The 458-nt window shown below is 52.4% G+C and carries 1 protein-coding gene; it reads right to left on the bottom strand.

From position 1 onward, the window contains the following. On the bottom strand, positions 1-458 hold a 458-nt coding region (locus TW77_RS23745; protein WP_046007452.1), incomplete at both ends, for an IS66 family transposase.

Genomic DNA, 458 nt, shown 5'->3' with positions numbered 1-458 from the left:
TCAACTCGATATAACTTTTGAATATGGTTGAGCGCCCAGTTCGCTTTACCTGTTTTACCCTTGGCCTGCGCATCTGCGGCTTCTTTGAACTTGCGTCTTGCGTGCGCCCAACAGCCAACCAGTGTCGCCTGCGTTTGCTCATAGCCCGCATACCCATCAACTTGCAGATAGCCGTCGTAGCCCTGTAAAAATGCCACAGGACAGCGACCCGCACGACTATTCTGATAGTCGAACAGAGCGATATTAGGGATGTTTGCCTCTGCCACAGGCGAATCCGTGCCGCTGCAATACAGCCACATGTAACTGGTCTGTTTGTCTTCTTTCACCACCTTAACCGTGGTTTCATCGCCGTGCAGTACCGGTTGCTGTAGCAACACTTGGTGCAGTCTGTCGTAGAGCGGTTTAAATAAACTGGCACAGCGGATCACCCAGTCTGCCATGGTTCGCCTGCTCAGTGC

Source organism: Pseudoalteromonas rubra, assembly GCF_000967655.1.
GTDB classification, from domain to species: Bacteria; Pseudomonadota; Gammaproteobacteria; order Enterobacterales; family Alteromonadaceae; genus Pseudoalteromonas; species Pseudoalteromonas rubra_A.
Note: the sequence above shows the minus strand (reverse complement) of the source record. Positions and strands in the feature narration are given on the sequence as shown.